The sequence below is a fragment of the Pedobacter sp. PACM 27299 genome (assembly GCF_001412655.1).
In the GTDB taxonomy this organism is placed as follows: Bacteria; Bacteroidota; Bacteroidia; order Sphingobacteriales; family Sphingobacteriaceae; genus Pedobacter.
In genome coordinates this window covers 2,057,201-2,079,794 of record NZ_CP012996.1, presented here as the reverse complement: position 1 = coordinate 2,079,794, position 22,594 = coordinate 2,057,201, and the positions used below count along the sequence as shown (strand labels likewise).

Sequence of the window (22,594 nt, the reverse complement as noted above, 5' to 3'; positions counted from 1 at the left end):
GTTAAATGGATATTTCAGCTATTATCACCAACCTACGGGCACAGGTAAAAAACGCGAAGATAGCGCTTGATGAAACCTTACTGAGTTCCGTTCAACTCAATGCCATCCGCAGTTCTTTTGGCCTGGGCCCTAAAGACTTCATTGTTATTAACGGCGTTAATACCGTGCCGGATTCAGTAGGAGATTCAGTCACCATCAGCACGGGGACCGTAGACATATTTGCTCAAAAGGGATTGGGTAATATTCAGCTCAGCATTATTGGCGGCGCGGATACCAATCTGATTTTCTATATCCCTATGCCTTCAGGCTGGAAAATTAACGACAGCTTCCCCACGCTTACGCTGTTTCCATTTAATTTATTAGCGCTATCAGAGACTTCATTTACTTATAGTACGATTAAGAAAGCAGACTGGGTGCTTCCAGGAAAAAAAACTGCAATTCAACTATCGATTGGACTGAACCTCAACGGACTGGTTACCCTAAAAGGCTTTGAGCTTATTGCTTCATTGCTGGGCAGCCAATTCCCAGCCCGGTTATTGAATATCTCGGGCTTACTGTCCAAAGATCCAAAGAATCCATACCCTGTCATGAAGCTAAACGCTGATTTAGGGATACCAAAATTCACTATTGTACCTGGTTTAGAGCTGAATGCCTTAAAGCTTCTCCTGGAAGTTACCGTTCCCGACAAGAACAATGAACAGGGAATCAATTTTGGCATCAGGGCAGAAACAAAAAATTTACTGTTCGACCTGATCATCCTGGATGGCGGCGGTTCCATCTCTTTTATAGGTGGGCCACAACCTGGGTTTAACGCGACACTAGCTAACCTTGCCACCACAGAATTGTCAATTGCAGTACTTCCGGCTGTAGATTTTTCTTCATTAGTCCCGGATCCTATTGCTGGTGTTTTTACAAATGCCATAGCTTTTAAGGGATTTTCGGCGCTGATGTCACTTTCAGAGCCGCGGAAAATTACTTCCATTTCTTTTTCCATAGGTCAGGCTAGCGGTGTCACTATAGACCTTGGTCTTTTTAAGCTGACCGGCTTTACATTTGAGGCCAGCTGGATAAGGCCGGGTAGCCAAAATGCCCTTACGATGGTCAGCTTTAAAGCATCGGGTAAGGTTCCGATCAACATTTTTAAAGAAGATTTCAACTTTAGGATTTCTGCTTCAGGCACTAAAAAGGGATGGGAAATTGATTCGATCTATGCCGATTACGCCGGACGAATTACCATGGCTGATATTCTACTGGAAATCTCGCCAAATTCGGTAATCCCCGACTTTTTAAAAGAGGTGAGTTTCACCAATTTCGTGGCAAGTGCCAAACCCGGCGAACAGCAGTTTATGCTTGCCTGTATGGGTGAAGTTGGAATCCATGCTATGGACCAAAATTTCGTTGCCAGTTTTGCCCTTATCCTCAACAAAACCGCTAGTCAGACTAAATTCCAACTGAATACGCAGTTTGGCATCGGCAATGTCGCTTATACCCTAAACCTACAACTGGCAAACTCTAAGGATGCTGGCAGCAGCTTCTCTGCTATAGGAACCGCCAAATATACCGGACGGTTTGATATGGATTTTTCATTCAGACTTGAACAGAAAAAAGCGGCCAAATCTGGCAGTGTTTATACGGTTGAGCTGAAATATGCAGCTAAGAACCCACCAAAACTTTCTGATTTCCTTGAGCTCATGGCCGACACCATGGGTATGTCTGCTCCTTTCCCGGGTGGTTTGGATATCGACGCAGAAATGGATGCATTGACCCTTATGATCGTTAAAGATGGGGATAATCCTTTACGCATTGATACTGCTGGTCTTTTCAAAATCACCGTTGAAGATCTGGCCTGGGACATCTACCTATCCTATACCAACAATGCCTACTTCGAAACTGAGGGCGCTTCCAAACGTGCTCTTGCGGCAGATGGCAGCCCGGTATATGTTTTGGGTGTTGCATTGAGCGGCGACATTGGCCTGGAAAAATTACCTCTGGTAGGAAAAATACCAGGTGTTTCCGATCTGACGATAAAGAAATTGGGCTTCTATTATACGGATGCTGTTTTCTCTGCAAAACTCAAAAAGCTGATTTTTACTGTGGCCTCTTTAGGAACCACCACCCCGCTTTCGCCTAGTCCGGATACTGCTTTCCTGGCTCAGCCTGAGTTTTCATTAATGGCCATGTTTGGAAATAAGAATGAAAATTCTAAACCAAATGCATTGCCACTGCCAGTCAATACTGGCTCAAAAGTACCCGACCAACCTCCATTTCAGAAAACACAAAGTCTTCCAAAAGATCCGATTTCATGGCTCGATATCAATAAGACCTTTGGCCCTGTTAACCTGATCAAAGTAGGATTGAGTTATGAGAAGCCTGGTAAAAATCAGGAAAAAGCGATCGGTATTGTTGGCTTATACTTAACCGGAGCCTTCTCTGTTGGCGGACTTTCCATGGTTCTGGATCAGCTTGGCGTTACCTTTCCAATACCTAAACCGGGAAGCGGCCTCAACCCACTCTCTGAAATCGACTTCCATCTGGCTGGGATGTTCCTGGAATATAAAACCGCATCTTTTCATATTGCGGGTGGCTTTCTGAACCTTCCAGGCGCATCCGTCAACATGATTGGTGAGTTCATTGTACAGTTTGGCAATTTCGGACTGCAGGCTTATGGTGGTTATTCCAATCAGCTGAGCAGCCCTTCACTCTTTATATTTTTACACATCAATGCGCCAATGGGCGGTCCGCCGTTTTTCTTTATCAATGGCATCTCCGGGGGCTTTGGTGTAAATCGAGACTTCAAACTGCCTGATTTTGATCAGCTCTCCACTTACCCGCTTTTACCTTCCAGTCCGGCCATTCCTGAGGGAACGGCGCTGGCTGGCAAATCTCCGGAAGACAAGCTAAAGGAAATGACCAATGCACTGGTTAGCCTTGCCAGTTATTTCCCGGTAGAGGAAGGTCAATACTGGCTTGCAGCAGGTCTGGATGTCAGTTCTTTTGAAATGATCAAGGTATCTGCGATTCTTTCCGTGGCCTTCGGCGTTAATCTGCAGATTGCTGTTGTAGGCAGCGCCAGCATGACAATTCCAGTTAAGGTACCTGAACCTATTGCATTTATACAGATCAATTTCGAGGTGGCTTATTCTACCTCCTCAAATATGCTGGTGGTGATGGGTGTGATTACCCCTTCCTCATTCATTTATTCCGGCCTGGTACACCTTTCTGGCGGCTTTGCCTTCCAGGTTTGGTTTGCCGGACCGCACAACGGAGACTTTGTGCTTACTGTTGGCGGTTACAATTCCCATTACCCAAAGCCCGACAACTACCCTTCTGTTCCAAGAATAGAAATGCGCGCAGGTATCGGCCCGGTAAACATGGTGGGAAGAGCTTATTTTGCTCTGGTTCCAGGAATGATGATGGCAGGGATGGACATCAAGGCCACCGTGGATCTCGGTCCAATTTCTGCATGGTTCAGCGCTTCGCTGGACTTTATCCTCGCCTGGAAACCTTTCCATTACGAGATCGCCGGCAGTGTAGAAATTGGGGCTTCATTTACCATAGACCTGGGCTTTGTTAAAGCCAGAATCACCATCCATGTTGGCGTATTCCTATATGTATGGGGACCATCTTTTGGAGGCAGAGCGAAGGTAGACCTGGACATCATCACCTTCACCATTTATTTTGGTGCAGATCCAAAACCTGCTCCATTATTGGACTGGACTGGATTCAAGGAATTCCTGCCAAGTGTGAAAGGCGATTCCAGTTCGCATCAGCAGCTGGAAGCCGGAAGTCTTTTAGCCGCAGCGGCTCCGGAGACTACGCTGGTTAACATTCTGGTGAAAAAAGGCCTTGCACAATCTTTTGAGCCAGGCCATGAGATTGACGGTCTCAACTGGATCGTAGATGCCAATGACTTTGATATTCGTACACAATCTACTGCGCCCGTGACCCATCTGAATTTCAATGGAACTGAACTGCCGCAGGACTACAAATACCTCAACCCAAAACAGCTGACAGCTGCTGTGCAGACCGCATTGGATGAGCAAATGAAACAGCCGTTTTTTGCGTATGCCACACCGGAGAAAGACCTTCCATGGGACCAGCTGAAATTTGGTATCCCAAGCATGGGCCTTACTGATATTAAGTCTACCCACATTGTCAGCATCAAACACCTCGACAATCAGGGAAAACCTGGTGATTCGGTGACTGATTTGATCAGTGTTTTAAACACTGCCGGTGTACCGCCTTCTTTGTGGGGAAATGAGCCTATCAAAGCGAATTCCGTGGCTACACCAGCAACTGTGATACCGAACGCCTTGGTAGAGTTGTCTATTTTACCGATGATCTGGTTTCCAAAACGGACTACCTTCATTCCATATTATTACCTGGTATTTGATTCCAACAACCTATTCCTGGAACAAAATACTGCCCCGGTTTTAAAGAAACCAGATTTCAGTCCAGCACAGGAAAAAGTCATTTATCAGCAGATGCAAAATGGAACTGGTTTTGAAATTACACAGGGTACACGAGCTGCAATTGTGGATCTGCTGACCCTGGCAGGCTTTGACCAGATTGAACTGATCAATTCCGAAAAACTGAGTACCCAGGACTACCAGGACGATCCACTACTGATATACATGAATGCTGAAACCAGCTATTAACCCATTTAAATGAACGCAAAATGATGATTAAAGTTTCTACTGATACAGCAGGCGATGTTGAAATGTTCAACAAAAAGGCTTCATTTATCCAGCATAGCCTTCCTGGTTTGCAGGCCGGGGCTTACCAGATAAAAGTGCAGCAAGAACTGAGGGACAAAAATGGTAAACTGATCACCACTGTTGAAAATGGTACTGATCCGGCGCAGCTTTCCTCCATCACCAGACAATTTGGAGTAAAGGGACCAAAGTATACCTTGAATAATAATGTGATCCAGTCCGTTTATCCACCTGCATCAAGTCTTGGAGGATTTTCGAATGCCCTTGCACATGTGGTACTGAATCAGGAAAAACTGCCATGGTTACGCTCTCCATATTTACCAAAAAACATAGTCAGTCCAGCTGAACATGAATATAAAGTGGATGGAAAAACGATCCATTATGACGATGACCAGCCTACCTGGATGATGGTGCTGACGTTAAGTCCGGCAGATTTGAATGGCAGCAACCCCTCCTCATTAATGAAGCGGGGAACAGTACTCGATCTTGTTCCTTCCATACTTAAAATTAAGGATAAAAATGGTGGACTTGTTTCCGGAACATTACCGTCCAATACCTATTCTATTTTTTCTTATTTACTTCAGCCACCGGTCCCAGCGATTCCTGTAAGTCCGGAATATGGCAACGCGGCTGAAGATAGCTGTACTTATATTGATGTTCCCGCCAGCCTTTTCAATAAGCTGGCACCAAGTATGGATGACCTTAAAATGATGGCCCATGTACGTGCGGTGGAGATGGATGCAAAACCCCTGCAACAAGATGAAACGGTAAAGCTGACCGAACAATATGGCCTTGTACTGGGCAACCGTCTTCCTGAAACTTATACAGGCAGTCCAGCTGAGCAGTCAGCAACTGCCGAAGGCAATAATGTGGCCTTCCTGATTTCATTGGAATGTATGGAACTGGCGCTGCGCAATAACAAAGCGCCGCAAAACCAATATCCTGTGATTACTGCTAACGGCGGTTTTGTACGTTTGATAGTCCTCAGTCAGTGGAGTTTCACCTCCTGGGCGAGCAAAAGCTTCCAGTTTGAACAGCTGCTAAAAGGCCTGAATGATCGTGATCCGGATTCGGATAACAGCGCGGTACCACTGAAAAATCCGCTTTTCCGACTACCTAATCCTCCGCAGTATAAAACGCCAACAAAAGAACAATTGGTGGTACAGGACATGATTGCCTTAGGCTATAGTCCTTTGAACCACCTGACCAGAGTTCCTGCGACTGGCGATTTACCAAATATACAGACGGTTTCCTGGTATCGTGGTCCATTTGCCCCCTTTCCACAGCAATCCATCATCCCATTTGCATTAAAAGCAGCCAATATCGCATCAACACCCGTTTATACTCCCGATAAGCTCCTTCGCTTTGATCCTAAGATTGGCTTATATGACACTTCTTATGCAGCAGCCTGGCAACTCGGACAATTGGTTGCACTTCAAAATAAAACCTTTTCAGTACCCTATTTCAAATGGCAGAAAGGCAATGCACAAAAGTTCCGCCTTAATCTGGAAAACCAACTCCTCAGCGAGGGACATTCCAGCATTTTAGAATGGTCAGATAGAATAACCGCTGAAAAACACAGTGTCGACATCGGGAAACCGATTTACAAAAGTATCCTCAACCTGCTGACAAACAAAGATTAGCACATGGCATTCACAAGTTTACACCTGAAGAATGCGGCAACTGAAGTTGCTGCATCAGCTTTACCGGAAGATCTGGTAGACTGGCTCACTAAATTGAAACTACTTTATGGAATCCCTTTTAATTACCTGGTTCCTGACGAACAGTTTTTACCGATGGAAACATTGCGTTTTTTTCATGTTGATCAAGACTGGATCAATTCATTGACAGATGGCGCGATGAGTATAGGCAGGCATTTCAACGGAGAAGATAATCCACCGCCTACAGTACACCTCGATCAGCAGCTCCAGCCTTTACTCCAGGCTACGGTGAGCGCCAGACTCCATACGGTTAGAAGTTTACAGCTGAGTATAGAAGTCAGCGCCAGCATCACAGCCGTACCTATCAATGAAGTACTGAGCGGTTTTCTATTACATTCCGCTGTAGTTTCAGGATGGAAAAACATGGACGTAATGGGTTATGAACAGGGAAAATCGCCATTTGACTATGAACAAGGTATCATTAAAGACCCAGCCAAGGTGCAAAGTCTGAAAATATTACGTCTGGAACGCCTCTCAGAAACAGTATTGCTAGGTATATTCCAAGGGCCCTTGTACGAACTTGTACTGCATGAACCGCCAGAAGCCATCCATTTTGGCTTTGATCAAGTCAGTCCAAATTTGACCAAGACACTTCGAATTCCCACAATAAACTGGGACGATCCGGATACAAAATACGATACGAACACCTACCAGAATCAGTCGATCAGCAATCCTTTTGCCAATGCAGAGGAGCGCGTTTTAGACATGAACCAGCTCAGCAAACAGCTTGGTGCCATGCTGGCCTCAAAAGGAAAAAATGCTGCACCAGGATATTACCAGGCCAAACCATTGAATGAGAACTATAAAGACCACCTGGTTTCTTCCGATTTCGCACTGGAAATGGTCAAAGGTGTAGGACTCGTTAGCTTCATTAATAAAAAATCGCCTTCAACGCTCTGAATCGTATGAATATCATTGTTCCCATAAATATAGAAGGTCTGAGGGTATCCCCTTCCACCGATGAACAGGCAAAAACAGCACTGTATGATTTCAGTTTGTTAGGCACCAGCCCAATATCGGCAGCTGGCGGCCTTATCGCAGCAAATCAGTTTGCTGAAGCGCAGACCGCAATGAATATCGAACCAGGAATCCACCTCCATTGGTCCTTGCCCAAAGCCTATACACATGGCGTTCAGAATCAGGAAAGCGGTGCGGTAAATTTTCCGGTCATGCCCAATCGATGGCTGGTGATTCGCTACCTGAAGGACAACAAAATGCCTCCGGAAAACAATACCAGTATTAGGATCTGGGTCCTCGAAAGTGATGCTCACAGCAAAGATCAAGCCTTGGTAGGCAACAGTAAATATACCATACCATGGATGAATGACCGGACAGATATCCAGGGATTACAATTCAATTATGTTGGAAATAAAATCGACCTGAAATCTACCTGGACTGAACCAACCGCGAGTAAAACTAATTTCCTTGGCACTTCTTTTCAGGCGCCTTTTGGATATGGGGAAACATTTACAGCTTATTACCGGAACAGCGGAAATATATTTGGGCTATATGACGATCTGAAAGATCATTATCCGAATGCCAATCAGCTGGAAAACAACTGCGATTTCTCTGCCTCTTATTCGGCCATGGGCTGGCTGAACTCCAGCAATCTGGATGAATGCAACAAAGTACTAAACATTGCGCTGGAAAAATACGACAAACTGCCTCTCCCGAAACCTGATTTCAGCACGTTCATTCAGGAAGCCATCGAAAATGCCCTGGAATGGAATTTAATGGATTATAGCGTACTCACACCGGAAAATACCGGTCAGACGCAAGCCATAATGAGCGGTATAATTGCCGCTCTGACCTGGAAAATAGACTCGCCGGGCAATCCATATTATCCAGACTCCCTTCCCGCTAATGGCGGCATAGATGTGAGTGTGGGAAATAACACTGCGGAGGCACTTTCGGCATACATCAATGCCATTGAAACCAATCAACTCAGCAGCACTGAAACCGATGTGAGCGCCAACGCAGAAATGCTATTAAACGCACTACAATTCAATCAATTGCAAAAACTATCTTCCGGAGAAGTTGGTGTAGGACAATTGGCGGAATTTTTACATGGGACCAGCTTTGCCGCTTATGATGGCGGCCGTGTATGGTCTGTCCGACTAAAGATGGACCCCAACCAAAAGCCCAGGGAGGGCGCTGATAACGAGAGAACACTCCCTTTATATCTTGCCAAAATCCTAAGTGAACTGAACCAGGCTCAAAAAAGCCTTGATGCCACCTGGAGCAATATCGACTCTAAAAAGAAACAGCTATTTTTTGACTGGAGCTATTATATAAAAAGCATCAATGACCATGTGGTCAATGGCAAGGATGATTTGAGCAGCGATCTTTCCGGTCCATTTCTGGCGGATGGCATGATGCACCTATATCCCATGTTATTAAAAGCGGGATCTTACATGGAACAGCATCCAGTTTCACCTTATCAGCCCATACCTGAAGCCTTTAAAATACTTGCGCCTATTGCCAACTTGCCTACTTATGCATTCAATACTGAAAACAATATGGTGGCAGCCAACTTTTTACAGCAACTACTTAAGTTAGGTATAGGACTTGATCAAATCGGGGACAATGGGCTGCCTTTAGCACAAACGCAGGCTGCACTTGCAATTTCGTTATTGAAGCGTTATCAGCAAGGTGGCGCTGATGCGGATAATTACCTAAGTCAGGCGTCTACGGCATTGAATACTCTGTTGACCGCCATCATGACCATCAACCAGTCTATAACAAATCTACAAACCGATTTACCCCAAAAACAGCAAGCGGTAAAACAGGCAAAAGCCACTTTAGATAGCTATTTAGACCAGAAGACTGGTGTTTTTGCGACTTCACTCATTTTTAAATCCACACAAAGTGTGCCTGTGCCTGCAGGTACAACCTATACCGGCACCATCAATGCTGCTACCAACAAATGTATTGGAAGCTGGGACAAAGCTGTAGGCCAGTTTCCTGGTTTAAAACCGCAAATGGACATCTTTGCAGGCCAGAATGGAAAACCTAAGCTGCTCTTTGATACTGAAGCAGCGGCAGTACAGCTTGGAACTGCATACTTCTACCAAAAATCCGGACTTGTATCCACTTGTGTCTGTGCTTATTATTTGCAAATGGCTCAGCAGGAACTGATAAATTCAGCGAGCTCGGCAATAAATGCTGATGGGGGTTTACAGGCAAGTGCGGCAGCCCTTTCTTCAGTAGAGCTCAATAATTTTAAGCGTAAACTGGCGGAAATGGCAAGTCCAATTATACCTGGTATCCAGGCTTTAATTGCCGTACCAACTGCTGATAGCATCAAAAATGCATTACTGCAATTGTCGGCTTTATTGGATACATCACCAACAGCGACCTCCATTCCTGCTTTAAGCCTGGCACTGCGTTCTCAGGAATGGCAGGCCCTGCAAACTGGACTTGACACCGCCAGACAATCCGTTGGAGCGCGTTTACCTTGGTCGCAGCAAGTTGCACAATGGAATCAGTTCTTATTTCAGGAAATCAATAATGATTGTCAGCTGGATACCGCACCTACAGATCCATTCTACAGCCCTAACGATCCGGTCGTATTATTTGCTGAACAGGAAATTGGAAACGATTTACTCAAGCCGGTAGATAGAAATGGTAAATCTGCTCTGCTGCCCTGCAGGACAAATGGGGAGGTCATCACTGCCCCCAAGCTTCCTGCAATACCTCAGGCCATCAGCGGACTCGCTGCGCATCTTTTAACTGGAATTCCAAACCTGAGCAGCAGCTTGCAGAATCTTGCCATTGAAGGCTTACTGCTTAGTCCTGAGTTTGCAGCGGTTATTCCCGCAACTGCATTGGCAGCTGCCGCAGCAGAAAATAAATCATCGCAATACAATAACATCCACAATATTGTACTAAATAATGCACCTACAGGCTTGTCAGGTAAGCTTCCTTACTATATCGGCTACAACTGGCGCAATGGTAACGATGCATTTTTACCACTCTTCATCTGGTGGGAAACAGACTATCAGTATGCTCAAACTTATAAAAACGCATCAGAAACTTATCCAAAAGATTATCTATCACTATTTGAACTAGGGCAATATGGTGTAGATTTAGAGCCCACCGAGACTGCAATGCCATCTTTTGCGCGCAACCTGCAGCAGCCAAACTTTTTCAACACACATGGGCTTATTTCGCTTTCTTCCTCCACGACTTCAAATCTATGTGATCAGATTAAGATTTACTGTACGACTTACCTGAACTATGATCCTTCACTGGGACCACCGCCAGAAACGCTGCCCAGGTATGAAGAAGCATTGAAATTTTATAAGTCTTATATGGATTATAAGACACGCATGGTATTGAGTCAGGGCTTAAGCGGGTTTAATGAAAGTATGGTACAGCGTGCGCAGGAATTACAAATTCCGATCACCATTCCCGAGTCCTGGACTTCAATTTCTGGAAGCGGCATTGATATGAGCAGTTTATGGCCTTCCACTTTCCTTCATGAGCAATCGGAAAACTGGTCGATGAACTGGAATGCTGAAGGTATTAATTTTGATGCTTTCTCTAACGCGCAGGATAAGGTATTCTTTTCGCCTATGCGGGCAGGCTTTATGCAGTTAAAGAGCATTGTAATTGTTGACATTTTTGGGCGTTTTATCCCAATCGAAATACCGGAAAAGATCATTACTGCAGAGAGTATGAAGGCAAAGCAACCTGCCCCAAAGGATCATGAAATTTATCTTGCACCGAGGCTGATGCAGCCTTCAAGGTTGAATTTCGACTGGTTATCAGCTGCTTCCTCTACTGGAATCGGCAGTTTCACAGAGTTGAATCATCATCCGGCAGCTTCTCCTATTTGTGGATGGATCTTTCCCAACCAGCTGGATGGGACATTGGTATTATATGATGCAGAGGGTATTCCTCTTGGATCCCTGGGGAAACGGGGCAGTCTGCTGCATTGGTTTCCTGTACCTGGGGAAACCACTATTCCTGGCGAAAACAACCGGGATCAGATGCTCGCCTACTTCAAATTAAAGAAACCAAATGTTGTTTTTACTGATTTCATAGCACAGTTCCTTTATTTGGATGACACAGCCGCTTCCCTGTCCAGGCTGGTAAAAGTACTCTCTGTCATCAGTAAAGCACAGCAATTCATCATTACGCCTGAGATGCAGGAAAATGCTGACCTTGCCCTGCTTGTTGGACGGCCCTTGGTGATTACTCAGACGCTGATCTCAGTTGAACAAAAAGGCGATCCTTATATTGGCCTGGACCTCAATACCTATCCGATATGGAATCAGCCGGGATCGAAATTTAACCTCAGCAGTGCTGCTTTTATTCCCTATAATCTAGACAATCTGAACCAGGGAGACATCAGCAAGATGACCATCCCTGTAAAAATAGGCACCACAGAGATCGATGTAGCAGGTACGCCAATGCCTTATTTTGACGATGGACTGGCGGGCTATTTCATTGCGGACAATTACTCCAGTATGTATACGCCGGTAGATACGACTGATGATCATGGTGTAATTTCTACGGCTGGTAAGAAAGACGCCCCGGTTACACTGACACCTAATGGTGCATCAATAAAACTGACTATGATCATGGATCCACGTGCGGCAGTCCATGCGACCACTGGGATCGTACCTGTAGGCGCTTTGTCTATTCCTCCCGATCAGTTCGCGCAAACCGCCGGCAAACTAGACGTAAGTTTTCTGGCTGCTCCGATATTAACGGCCTCCAGTCCACCTCAAATACCTATTCCTGCTGAAGCTGGCTTTCAATGGTACTGGCAGCAAATTGGGATGAATGACCAGGGTCCATTAAGAACAGACCAGCAAAGTACGAGTGCAACATTTCCAGGCACACCGCAGCAACTTATTGACGGCTGGCTGAAACTTAAAAAACAACCTTAAAAAACACCTTATGGCACAGCAATTTACGCTCAAGTTACACAATCCAGACATTGACAAAAACCCTAATGACCTGATTTACATAGGGCTTAATGATGGTAACAAACTCAATCTGGAAATCACTAATAATTCAGGGTTTGACCTTCAATTTGATGCACAGGAAAGGGAGCTGCTAGTCAAATTTTCTAAAGAGGTACTTGATGAAAGCAGTGTAAAAGGTATTACGGTAAAATCCCCTTGGGCAACCAATGGTATCTACACCCCAGAAGATGATCCGAACCCCGCTGATCAGAAGAAATACTATGTACTACGGCTTAAGTTAGCTGATGCAGCCAGCACAGTCGCGTTTCCTGATAAAGGGACATTAACGATTGCACTTGCAGCGATAAAACCTATCGCCACAGGAACCGCAACGCTAAAACTTTATCATGACTTTGAGGATGACATCCGCATGGATGCTGCCAATCAGCTGTCTATATTGGCTTCCGGGAATAATAAAAAAACGCTCATCGGCCCAAATCAATCACTTGGGTATAGAATTATGGTGAATGATAGCAATGATACCAATCCTATTGTCGCAACTGCAACCAATGTGCCAGTCACCTCAGACAATGCTGCGGAGAATACCATTCACCTGAATTTTTTCTTTCAGAACCCTGAAACCAATGAAAGTCAAGGAAATATGGGGCAACTCGTTCCCTCCTGGGATCCGAATCACCCGCCAACGTTCAAGCTTCGTTTCCCTTATTTTAACGGGAACAGCCCAGATCCAGCGTATGCTGACCTGACAAATGATTTCAAAGTTGGAGAGCCCAATTACAACACCTATACCTCAGCCTGGAATATCCTGCTCTCGCTCGATAGCAAAAATCCGAATGTGACCACAAACGACTGGTGGAAGATCACAGCACCGACCTTGGGTTCCTCATCGCCCTATTGGCTGATACAACCGACACCAGCAAATAAGTATTTGTTTACTGGTACATACGGTCCGGGCCCATTTCTCGATCTCTATTTCAGCCATATCTACAGTAATCTGCCAGTTTCGAGCAACAGTCCTGAGACCCAGATCATTCTTGAGTCACTGCAGTTCCCGGGCTTTAATGACAATGTATGGCCGAAACCTCTTTTCAAAGAAGACTCGGTTCAGATTCTTTCTTTCGGTGGCAATATTCAATATACCCCAAGTTCTGGAACTGTGCTGACACTAACCTGGGAGACCAAGAATGCTGACCATTGTTTTATAAAAGGTGACGCCACGCAGCAAGGCTCAAAAGCATCCGGAAAGGACTATACCAAAGCAATCAACAATGCCAACCCGCTAAGCTCCGCTTATACAATTACAGCATATGACAAGCAGGGCGTCTCTAAAATCAGTCGGACCATCCATGTAAAATGGAAAGCTGACGATGCTAAGGTGTTTCCAATTTCACAGTCGTTCCAGATGCCTACCGCTATTGATATTTCTCCTTCGGCAGACAAAGTGTATGTTGCTGGCAGGGTCAGAGATGCCATAGGTTCGATCGTAATTTCTATTCTTGACGGTCAAACACTAGTGGCTAGCCCAAATCCAATTTTACTGCCTAACGATGAACAGCCTAAAAATGTAGCCGTATCTGCCGACAATACAAAAATCATGGTTGCCGCTCTCAGTCTCACTGGTGATGAAGGTAAGGTTTATGGTTTTTCAACTTCTAATCCACCAAGTCTAATACCAGGTTCGCCATTAATTACAAATACGAACAGTCTTCCCAACCTTTATGAGATGTGCATCAGTGAGGACAGCAGCACCCTTTTCCTATCGGCTCCATATACTTCTGTTCCCACATTTATTGAGGCGATAGATACTGGCACTATAAAACCCAAGCCAACTACTGGAAATCCAGCCAATATAAAAGGCTTAGGACCAATCGGGTTATCATCTAAAGGGAACAATCTGTTCTGCCCTATTATTGATGGGGATACCACATCAGGAGGACTGGGAATTTTAAATAGTAAAACACTTGCCCCGATTGCAGGCAGCCCAATATCACTGCGTTCTGATCCTAAAGGGGTTAAATATACTGCAGGGCCATTGCTGGTTTCCCAGGATGGGAATACAGTGACCACGATTGCACAGGGCTACGATGTGGCTAACAATTATGCTACTGTATTTATCCTTTGTCAGGTGGATATACCTAGCATGAAACTGAGTCGCAGGATTCAGATTTTTAACGGATATCCAAATTCGGCACCTACCCCAACCACCAACCTGCTTTATTCAGGTGATGAAAAGTATATTTTTATATTTGGACTGAACTTTAATAAGGAGGCCGAAAATAATGACGAAACACTCGTAAGTGTATATTATGCTTCAAGCCTTAAGGAAGTTTCCTGGTCTCCGATTGCAACTCCTTTGAGCGATACCTCAAAAACATTTGTGGTGAACATGAAAATGGCACCCAATGGTGCCAGAATTTATGCCCTCACATTAGATTCTTCCACATCTGAAGTATCGAGTGGAGCGGTGCGCGCATTTATTCCATATCTTGAAGCCAGTTCAAACAGACCGATTTAAAATCGGTAATATCAGGTAAATTATATAACATCATTCGGTGAGTCGTCTTAGATTCTTAAAGGCACTCACCAAATGTGGTTGATTATTTCAAAACATCCGGATACATCATTTTATCATATTCTTTAATGGTGATCACTTTACTATCCTTGCTATTCTCCATCCGTGTACCTCTTTTTACATAGATAAAATTGGTGCTCAGAAATTGCTTTGCATTCTTGTCTTTTGAAATTCCCTGATCAATGAAAACCCATGCATTCAGCGTAGGTAAATCCCAGAAAAACGACTCGCCATTTCCCTGCGTAGCTCTCTCTTCGTACTTTGGATAAGTTTTCTTTAAATAGCTGATGATGGCCTTTGTTTCTTCCTGATGAACAGTGTTGTATTTAAAACCTAAATAGTTGGCCTTATCCTTATCCTCAACAAACAAATACAGCTGGTTATAATCTGCAGGGTATCCAGTAGGAAAAGAATAGGTACTCAGTTTAATGTCACCAATATTATAATTACCTGGTTGATTTGTCCTAAACGCGTTCAATCCAAGATTAGGATCCTGATCCTTTTTCAATTGGGGATCTGCCTGGACAATGCCTGATATACTTTCATCGAATTTTAAGGCCAAAAGATCTGTTTTTGTTTGTGATTTACAGGAGAGGACAGTCATGCCCAGCAAGATTAAAAAGAAATATTTCATATAGTTAATTTAATAAGTTAAGCTTGGCATCAAAATGATCTGCCAGGGAATTTTTACACCTACGTATTTTTGGTGGAATAAACTTTAGGAGTTTTGGAGTAGTGGCATCACTTTAGTCCCTATTAATTCAATTGAGCTCATTAATTCCGCATGAGTCAGTCCGGCATTGTCCATCTGAAAAGTAAAGCGATCAACACTACCTAATGCTTCGCTATGGCGTAAAAGCTTTTCTGCTACTTGCTCAGGTCCGCCAACGACAAGCACGCCTTTTGGAGCGATCAAAGTATCGAACTGCGATTTGGTGACCGGTGGCCAGCCTCGTTCTCTACCTAGTTTTGTCCAGAGTTCGGCGTAACCGGGATAATAATCGGCCACTGCCTGTTCATTGGTTGATGCTACATATCCTGGTGAATGCAACCCTACCTTTAGCTGATCAGGCGTAAATCCAGCCTTGCGGCCTGCTTCACGGTAAAGGTCTATCAATGGCCTAAAGCGGTGTGTTTCTCCTCCGATTACCGCAGCCATTAGTGGTAAGCCTAAAGTGCCTGCCCTTACAAAGGATTCTGGGGTACCACCTACACCAAGCCAGACTGGTAACTTTTCCTGTAAGGACCTTGGGTAAACCGGTTGATGATCGAGGGGTGCTCTGAATTTGCCCGACCAGCTTACAAACTCTTCATCACGTATTTTAAGCAGTAAATCCAACTTTTCCCTAAACAGCGCATCATAATCGTTCAGGCTAAAACCAAATAAGGGGTAAGCTTCTACAGAAGATCCACGACCAACTACCAATTCTGCGCGGCCTTTTGAGATCAAATCAAGCGTTGCAAAACTCTGATAGGTTCTTACTGGATCAGCTGCACTCAACACTGTAACTGCACTGGTTAACCGAATCCGTTTAGTGCGGGTAGCTGCTGCTCCCAGGATCACGGCAGTAGCCGAATCCAGATATTCCTTCTTATGATGTTCGCCAATGCCAAAAACATCCAGTCCTACCTCGTCAGCAAAAGCGATCCTGTCTAATAACTGTTCCATTGCATCCACGCTGCTCAGGCTGTTGCTTCCGTACATCGCAGAAGCGAAGCTATCTATTCCAATTTCCATTATGTTTTACTTATAGTGATGTCCTCACATCGTTTAAAAATACTACTTCATTTTACTGAATATCGATCTCATAGTTTTGTGATCCAGGGCATCCATATCCATTAGCTTCAGCGATTTCACCATTTTTAATGTTGCTGTTTTGTAATGCTTAAAATGCGGTGTTTCCAGATGTGCCAGATAGGCTTGCTTATTGGCATAGATTTCAACAATCCGGATCTGGTTCGGCTGTTCTTTAATAGACATTGGAAAGATAGCGATCACACCTGATTCAATTTTGACAGAAGCCGAGGCTTCCTCCTTCAATATGGCATTGTAGGCTTCCAAATAGTCAGGAATGATTTCGATCTCTGAAATACGCACCAGCATATCTGAATCTTTAACAGTTTTATTAAAGGCTGGCTCTTGTGCATTGCCAGGAGTTGTATTGAACATAAAAATACAGCACAGTAAACACTTTATCAGGTTTTTCATCATTGTCCTTTTACTAGAATTATTATTACTACAATTATAGGTACCAGTATGTGTTTTCTTTTTCACCAATTAATTATCCTTCCATATCCGCCAAAATAAAAATCCATTCATCGCCACAATTAGGGCCAGAAATAAAAACAGCTCAAAACTTGTTTCAGGAAAGCCGCTGGATTGAGAAAGAAAAGCCGCGGTCAGTAATACGGTAAGTAAAACCAGCGTAGTGCTCAGAATAATCTTTGTGCTTTTCTTATCGAGCTGGTTATTTCCTGTTGGACTTGCACCAGGTACTGCCGCAATATTACTTTTAATCTCTTCAAAAACTTCAATATCCAGGTCAAGGTGTGTGGCCAGTAAATTGAGGCTATAGGCTCGGGGCAATACTTCGGCCTTCTCCATACGCTGTACTGAACGCAGATTAAGCTGTGCAAGATCGGCAAGCTGCTGCTGCGAATAGCCTTTCCTTAGTCTTGCCTCTTTGATCAGTTTAGCAATTTTTTCTTTTCCGGTAGGATCCATTGTGTTTACGATACGGCATTTTACGGCGTATGTAAATGTCGCTATCCTAAACGATTTTATGAGCCTACTTTTAAAGGAAAAAGCAGATGATCGCTATTATTATTGAATTGCTACTTTCCTGGTTACTATTGAAATATACGATAGGTAAAAACTTAAATGTACTCAATTGGTATCCGAATCCCAAAAGGCTGTGCTTAATTGGATTCGGATTTGCCTTGGCTCTTTTCTATCTTCCTCTCCTTTACCTCAGCATCTCTTTATTGGTAGAAAACCCTTACCAATTCAATCCGGATTATACCGCTGTTGATTTTTTCAAAAGTTCTTTTTTTGTCCTTAAAGGTGTCATCTTTGAAGAACTCCTATTTCGCGGCGCATTATTTTACCTGCTGATCAGGAAACTCGGCATCCATAAAGCCATGGCTATATCGGCAATAGCTTTCGGCGTCTTTCATTGGTTCTGTTATGACATTCTTGGCCAGCCGCTTCAAATGCTATCGGTATTCATTTCTACCGGTATCATGGGGTATTTGCTAGCATTGGCTTTTGTAAAATCCAGTTCTATACTACTCCCATTTGCACTCCATCTGGGCTATAACTTCAGTTCGATGATTCTCTTCTCTAGGGAAAAGAGTATTGGTTTACAGTTGCTGGTAAAAACATACGATACAGATCCTGTTAAACCGGAAGGTATATTGCCATTGATGATCGTTATGGTTTATTATATTGGATTTCCGGTGCTATGTTTTATCTATCTCAGGTTCATCAAACCGAGTTCTAATGATCCTAAGCTAGGAATTTAAGCGTGGCTATTGTGAAACTGGCATCATTTTAAAATTGTCATCAGCCTAATAGCCAATGTTAAGTAGCAAAGGCTAGGCTATATTCTATAAATTTATCCTTAATTTGTGAGCTCTGGAAACACCTTCTTAAAACAAATCCTTGACCAATATGATAAAATCGATTCAAAATTCCGAACATTACAAATGGGGTAATAATTGCGACGGCTGGCATTTATTGAAAACAGATAGTTTAAGTGTGATCCAGGAGAAAATGCCTGTCGGAACCGCGGAGCAGCAACATTTTCATACCCATTGTCAGCAATTGTTTTATATTTTATCAGGTACTGCGGTTTTTGAAATTGAAGGGGATATTTTAACTGTTCAAGCTGGGGAGTCTCTTCATGTAGAAAAAGGTAGAAAACATCTTATAAAAAACCAATCAGAAGAAGTATTGGAATTTCTGGTGATTTCCGAACCAAAATCACACGGCGACAAAACGGTTCTATAATTTTATGTTTCATAAAGAAGCCAATAGGGCACTATAGGTATAGATTGAACTCACAGTTTTCTTTTCCCATAGTGTAGCGTTTTTTTTATAAATCGCGTTTCTATAGAAAAACCAAACCATTATGAAAACCTTATTTAAATTAACCTCTATTCTTTATTTATTTTTTGTGATTTCCTGCAGCAAAGATAAATCAGTTAACAACCCAGGTCTTGATCCAGCACTCAATGGCAATTGGAAACTTATTGAAACATTTGCCGATCCAGGTAATGGCAGTGGAAAATGGCGTCCTGTTGATAGTAATGCCCCTATTGAAAATATTCTTTTCAAAAAGGATGGGAAACTGCGATGGAGTCGTTACAAAGAATTCATATTCTACACTAAATCGGACAGCAGGATTTTATCATTTGCAAAAATAGATGCTTCTGTATGGAAGTATTTTTATAAGGTAAAAAATGATACATTAATTCTGAACCCACCATGTATAGAAGGTTGTGGTTTTAAATATGTAAAAATAAAGTAAACGAAATCCTGGAATCTAGCGGTTCCAGGATTTTCTGTTTTTCTTAGTAATTAATCGCTCTCATTAGAAACCTGTTCGATAAATTCATTCGGTCAATCTATATTCATAACGATCACCTCAGCTTAAGTAGATCTTCTCACGCTACGTTTTATAAATATTAATTTCAGTCTGAAAAGAGCTTATTTGTAGCCCTGCAAAACATCCGTAATCATGTGCTGAATAGAGTAAGTACCAGCTCCGGATAAATACCAGATATTAGGATCTAAATAATAGATACGCTTATTTTTAAAGGCATTTGTTGTCTGCACTAATGCGTTTTCTATCTCGGATTTGTTTAGTTTATGACCCTCCATAATCAGGTTCCTATCAATGACATATAGGATATCTGGGTGGACATGGCTTATATATTCACTCGACACTACTGTTCCGTGAATATCTGATGCCTTATTATTGGAACATTTCAGAAATAGCCTATCGGGTTGGCTACCAGCACAGCAATCATTTTTCTGCTGCTTTCAAAAAGAAATTCGGAGTTTCCCCAGGAACACTTTTAAAAAAGCAGAAATAGCCTGACCTGGATTACCCATTGTGCAGTTTCGATCAGCTGCTGTGCATTAACGAACAGTTTAAAATCTCTAAATGCGATTTAACGCTTAGTTATTCCCTATTTTAGGCTTTGGCATATCCTTCGCGAAGGGAAGGGAAAAACGGCATTATGTTTAGGATCAATTTAAAAATCGCCTTGCGCAACTTCTGGAAAAACAAGAGCTACACCATGATTAATATTCTTGGTCTTTCCATTGGCATGGCAAGCTGTATTCTGATTTTTATATTTATCCGTTTCCAGTTGAGTTTTGATGAAGGTTTTAAAAATGAAGACCGCATTTACCGCGTGGTGACCGATTGGAAATACAATTCTTTCGATGATTATTCTTCAGGAGTCCCCCTCCCTTTTACCTCGGCGGCGAGAAATGAAATTGCGGGTATAGAGAAAATCGGGGCCATAGCCAAAGGAGGAAATGTAGTTCACATTAAAGATAAACAAGGTAAGGAGGTGATTAAAAGCCGGGAAGATGTTTACTACGCGGAACCTGAGTTCTTTGAGATATTTCAGATGAATTGGTTATATGGTAAACCATCTGAAGCGCTAAATGAGCCAAATACAGTGGCCTTATCCAAGGCGAACGCTTTAAAATATTTTGGCAGCATTGAAAATGCGGTTGGCAAAAGCATCACCCTTGGTACTAAAACAGTGTTAAAGGTAACGGGAGTGTTTCAGGATATGCCTCAAAATAGCAGTTTACCTTTAAAATTAGTCATTAGCTACAAAAGTTTTTCGGAAAGAGAGGGTACCTGCTGGGATTGTATCAATTCAAGTTACAGCAGTTATGTATTGCTTAAAGATGGTTTAAAAGCGGAAGACCTGAAAGAGCCACTGGCAAAATTTAACAAAATACACTATACAGATCAAAAAGCTTCTGGAAATCAGGCCAACAGACTGCAGCCGCTAAGAGAGATTCATTTTGCGGAACTTTATGATAATTTCGCCAATTCAACGATTAATAAACACCAGATTTATGGGCTCGCCATCATTGGTCTATTTTTAATCTGCACTGCCTGCATCAACTTTATCAATTTAAATACTGCCCAGGCAGCGAACAGGTCTAAAGAGGTAGGCGTTCGTAAAGTAATGGGCGGTAAGCGCAAACAGCTGATGGTGCAATTCTTAACGGAGACTTTTACTTTAGTGCTCATCGCCTTACTATTTGCCTGTATCCTTGCAGAACTCTCCATTCCTTTAATGCAGAATCTTTTCAGAAACCAAATCTCATTCAGCCTTTTTGGTCATCCTGTTATTTTTGTATTTATGGCTCTGCTCGTGTTATTTGTCAGCTTTTTAGCTGGTTTTTATCCGGCGATGGTGATCTCTGGTTTCAATCCAGCACTGGCTATAAAAAATAAGGTCGCATTGAATAACAATGGCTTGAGCATGCGTAAAATACTGGTAGTTTTACAGTTTGCAATTACCATCATCCTAATTATCGGCACTTTAGTGATTGTTCGTCAGATGGATTATTTGAAACAAAAACCATTGGGATTCAGCTCCAGTGCTGTGGCCATGGTTGGCATGCCGGGCGACAGTACCAGTAAAAGCAAACACAATCTATTCAAAGAGAAGATCCTGCAAATACCAGGGGTTCAGATGATGAGCTATTGTCAGTCGGCGCCACTGTCTCAGGATGTAAATTCAAGTAGTTTTGTTTTTGATGGTCAGAAAAACCATGATTTCGAAGTCAGGGTTTCTAAAGCGGATGAAAACTACTTTAAACTATTTGACCTGAAAGTTATTGCCGGCAAAGTCTTTACGAAAAGTGATACAACGAATGGTTATGTGGTCAATGAAACTTTTCTTAAAAAGGTAGGGATGACCAATCCTCAAAATGCAATTGGTAAAATGATTAAAACCTCAAACGTCAATATTCCTATTGTTGGTGTGGTCAAAGATTTCAATGATAAGTCTTTAAAAGAGCGTATTTCTGGCCTGGCCATTTCTTCTGATAAAAATCAATACTGGTACGCTGCGGTGAAACTAGAGGGCAAACACATGGTTCCTGCGATGCAGCAAATCGAAGCTTTATGGAACGAGAACTTCCCCAGAAGTGTTTACGAAGCCAATTTTGTGGATGAGCGGATCAACAGTTATTATGAGAGTGAAGCGATCATGGGCATATTATTCAAGGTTTTTGCAGCGGTCATCATCTTTATTTCTTTCATTGGTTTATTTGGATTGATCTCTTTTGTGGCTGCACAAAGAACGAAAGAAGTAGCCATTAGAAAAGTATTGGGTGCTTCCACTTACGAACTGGTGAAGATGCTCAATGGCTCATTTTTAATCATGGTTTTTCTGGCCAATCTTGTAGCCTGGCCACTGGCTTACCTTTTTGTTTCCAAATGGCTGTCTAGCTTTGCTTATCGGATAGAATTGAGCGTATGGCCTTTTTTGTTGGCCATGTGTATTTCTATGCTCATTACTTTGATCACTGTAAGCATCAGATCTTATAAGGCGGCAACTGCCAATACCATTGATGCGCTTAAATATGAGTAAGCTGTTTTA

Annotated in this window: 14 protein-coding genes; 10 read left to right on the top strand and 4 right to left on the bottom strand. The window is 43.0% G+C overall.

Annotated features, from left to right (window positions below; translation table 11 throughout):
- Nucleotides 1-5 precede the first annotated feature (5 nt).
- Genes AQ505_RS08670 through AQ505_RS08650 form a run of 5 tightly spaced genes read left to right on the top strand, consistent with a single transcriptional unit; the run spans nucleotide 6 to nucleotide 14,890 of the window.
- Entirely contained in the window at nucleotides 6-4,658 is a 4,653-nt protein-coding gene (locus tag AQ505_RS08670; RefSeq protein ID WP_062547811.1) for a DUF6603 domain-containing protein, read from the top strand.
- A gap of 20 nt (nucleotides 4,659-4,678) precedes the next feature.
- The gene (locus tag AQ505_RS08665; protein WP_062547810.1) at nucleotides 4,679-6,358 is read left to right on the top strand and encodes a hypothetical protein; all 1,680 of its coding nucleotides are present in this window, start codon (nucleotides 4,679-4,681) and stop codon (nucleotides 6,356-6,358) included.
- 3 nt (nucleotides 6,359-6,361) lie between these two features.
- Entirely contained in the window at nucleotides 6,362-7,336 is a 975-nt protein-coding gene (locus AQ505_RS08660) for a hypothetical protein (RefSeq protein ID WP_062547809.1), read from the top strand.
- A gap of 5 nt (nucleotides 7,337-7,341) precedes the next feature.
- Nucleotides 7,342-12,336, top strand: coding sequence for a hypothetical protein (locus tag AQ505_RS26630; RefSeq protein WP_062547808.1), 4,995 nt, complete (start codon nucleotides 7,342-7,344; stop codon nucleotides 12,334-12,336).
- Between the two features lie 10 nt (nucleotides 12,337-12,346).
- Nucleotides 12,347-14,890, top strand: a complete 2,544-nt coding sequence (locus AQ505_RS08650; RefSeq protein WP_062547807.1) for a YncE family protein — start codon at nucleotides 12,347-12,349, stop codon at nucleotides 14,888-14,890.
- An 82-nt stretch (nucleotides 14,891-14,972) separates the two neighbouring features.
- Here AQ505_RS08650 and AQ505_RS08645 read toward each other — a convergent pair whose 3' ends face one another.
- The 4 genes from AQ505_RS08645 to AQ505_RS08630 all read right to left on the bottom strand — a co-directional run bounded on the left by AQ505_RS08645 (nucleotide 14,973) and on the right by AQ505_RS08630 (nucleotide 17,672).
- On the bottom strand, nucleotides 14,973-15,581 hold the full coding sequence (locus AQ505_RS08645; protein WP_062547806.1) for a hypothetical protein: 609 nt from the start codon (nucleotides 15,579-15,581) through the stop codon (nucleotides 14,973-14,975).
- 84 nt (nucleotides 15,582-15,665) lie between these two features.
- Nucleotides 15,666-16,685: an LLM class flavin-dependent oxidoreductase gene (locus AQ505_RS08640; RefSeq protein WP_062547805.1), complete on the bottom strand. Its 1,020-nt coding sequence runs from the start codon at nucleotides 16,683-16,685 to the stop codon at nucleotides 15,666-15,668.
- 42 nt (nucleotides 16,686-16,727) lie between these two features.
- Nucleotides 16,728-17,117, bottom strand: coding sequence for a putative quinol monooxygenase (locus tag AQ505_RS08635; RefSeq protein ID WP_231635050.1), 390 nt, complete (start codon nucleotides 17,115-17,117; stop codon nucleotides 16,728-16,730).
- A gap of 108 nt (nucleotides 17,118-17,225) precedes the next feature.
- Nucleotides 17,226-17,672 (bottom strand): helix-turn-helix domain-containing protein, encoded by a 447-nt coding sequence (locus AQ505_RS08630; protein WP_062547804.1) that lies wholly within the window; start codon nucleotides 17,670-17,672, stop codon nucleotides 17,226-17,228.
- 86 nt (nucleotides 17,673-17,758) lie between these two features.
- Between AQ505_RS08630 and AQ505_RS08625 the strand changes: the two genes are divergently transcribed.
- The 5 genes from AQ505_RS08625 to AQ505_RS08610 all read left to right on the top strand — a co-directional run bounded on the left by AQ505_RS08625 (nucleotide 17,759) and on the right by AQ505_RS08610 (nucleotide 22,585).
- Nucleotides 17,759-18,472 (top strand): CPBP family intramembrane glutamic endopeptidase, encoded by a 714-nt coding sequence (locus AQ505_RS08625; protein ID WP_062547803.1) that lies wholly within the window; start codon nucleotides 17,759-17,761, stop codon nucleotides 18,470-18,472.
- A gap of 148 nt (nucleotides 18,473-18,620) precedes the next feature.
- Nucleotides 18,621-18,959: a cupin domain-containing protein gene (locus tag AQ505_RS08620; protein ID WP_062547802.1), complete on the top strand. Its 339-nt coding sequence runs from the start codon at nucleotides 18,621-18,623 to the stop codon at nucleotides 18,957-18,959.
- A gap of 121 nt (nucleotides 18,960-19,080) precedes the next feature.
- A complete protein-coding gene (locus tag AQ505_RS08615) occupies nucleotides 19,081-19,479 on the top strand; it encodes a hypothetical protein (protein ID WP_062547801.1) in 399 nt (132 codons plus the stop codon).
- Nucleotides 19,480-19,918: 439 nt separating this feature from the next.
- A complete protein-coding gene (locus tag AQ505_RS27345; protein ID WP_082461468.1) occupies nucleotides 19,919-20,047 on the top strand; it encodes a helix-turn-helix domain-containing protein in 129 nt (42 codons plus the stop codon).
- A 147-nt stretch (nucleotides 20,048-20,194) separates the two neighbouring features.
- Nucleotides 20,195-22,585 carry an ABC transporter permease gene (locus AQ505_RS08610; protein WP_062547800.1) on the top strand — a complete coding sequence of 797 codons (2,391 nt, stop codon included), beginning with the start codon at nucleotides 20,195-20,197 and terminating at the stop codon, nucleotides 22,583-22,585.
- Nucleotides 22,586-22,594: the final 9 nt, after the last annotated feature.